Annotated in this window: 1 protein-coding gene; it reads left to right on the plus strand. The window is 57.0% G+C overall.

Annotated features, from left to right (window positions below):
- Nucleotides 1-189: 189 nt before the first annotated feature.
- On the plus strand, nucleotides 190-906 hold the full coding sequence (locus tag ACFY5D_RS22135) for a response regulator (RefSeq protein WP_387534772.1): 717 nt from the start codon (nucleotides 190-192) through the stop codon (nucleotides 904-906).
- Nucleotides 907-1,420: the final 514 nt, after the last annotated feature.

The raw sequence follows: 1,420 nt of genomic DNA on the forward strand, positions 1-1,420 counted from the left end.
CCCCCTAGGTCGAAGCCGCCACCCTCGTCGGCAAGAACCTCCGGGTATTCGTAGCAGACACCTGTCCACGGCAACAACGGGCATAACATGGTCGTGCTCAAAGGCCAGGTTATGATCGCGCGCGAATTTTTGTGTAACGTCGGCGCGTCTAGGCGATTCGGCCAATTCAGTGCATCGTACAGTAAGCCGATGGAGACACTAACTCGCATACGAGTTCACCTTGCCGACGGTGATCCTTTTCTCAGGATCGGCTTGGAAATCACGCTGGGGGCTTGCCCAGAAATCGAGTTGGAGTCGGTGACGACTAATGGAACGGCCGCCATCGAGGCAGCACGGACTTTGCGGCCCGACATCGTCCTCATGGAATCAACCATAGAGAATGTCAGCAGCATGATTGCGACCCGCCATATTCGTTCAGTGACCCCAGGAACCAAGGTTGTCATGTTCTCGGCAGTGCATGATGTCGAGACAATGAAGCACGCCCACATCGCAGGAGTGACTAGCTTCCTCTCCAAACACTCCATCGCTGCTGACCTTGGGACTGTGCTGAGGCTGATCAGTTCCGGAAATTCGATCTTCGCCAAACCTTCCGATGCCGAACAGTTCTTGGTCCCTCTCGCCCACAAAGACGAAACCCGATGTCAGTTGCTGCGGAACATCAGCCAGCGGGATCGACAACTGCTCATCGAATTGGCGCAAGGACGCACGAACCGGCAAATCGCGGTGTCTCTCCACGTCAGTGAGGCAACGATCAAGGCGGGGATCGGCAAATTGATTGTTGCACTGGCCATTCAGAGCCGGGTTCAACTTGCTGTCCTCGCGGTTCAAGCGGGTCTACTTGAGAAGGGTGCCCCAACCGTTCCTTTGTCGACCGGCTACTTTCGCCATTCCCTCCACCGCGCCTAATGCGATGGCATCGTGACTGAAAGGCTAGCTGGGACAGGGATCGCTTTCAGGGTGCGGGGTCGGTGAAAGATGTGGTGGGGAAGATTCACGTACATCATTTGAATCAGCCGTGAAGGACTGCAGTAGGAGGGCCTCAAATCGGGACCTCCCTACTCGCTTAACGTGACATGTCGTGGGGATCGGCAGAATTTGGTGCGGGTTTCATGGGCTTACTGGTGATGGGGTGATCCCAGTCGTCTGGCCAATCCACGTGGAACTCGTTCGGGTCCAAGCCGTAGCCGGGTTCGGCCCACACCGGCTCGGCCGTCGCGAAGTCCGGAACGGATTCGGTGAATTCCTGGAATGGGTGCCCGGCTTGTGCACGGATTGTGAGGCATACCCAGTCACAACGATGGTTGAGCAAAAGAGAGCGGTTGTCAGGTCGGCCGCAGGTCAACCTGTCTCAGAGGTTCTTAGGTACTCACTTGGTCGCACCCAAGAAACCGGACGTCCGCTCTGCGGCCGACTGCTGGCC

It is taken from the genome of Paeniglutamicibacter sp. NPDC012692, from assembly GCF_042901625.1.
Lineage (GTDB): Bacteria > Actinomycetota > Actinomycetes > Actinomycetales > Micrococcaceae > Paeniglutamicibacter.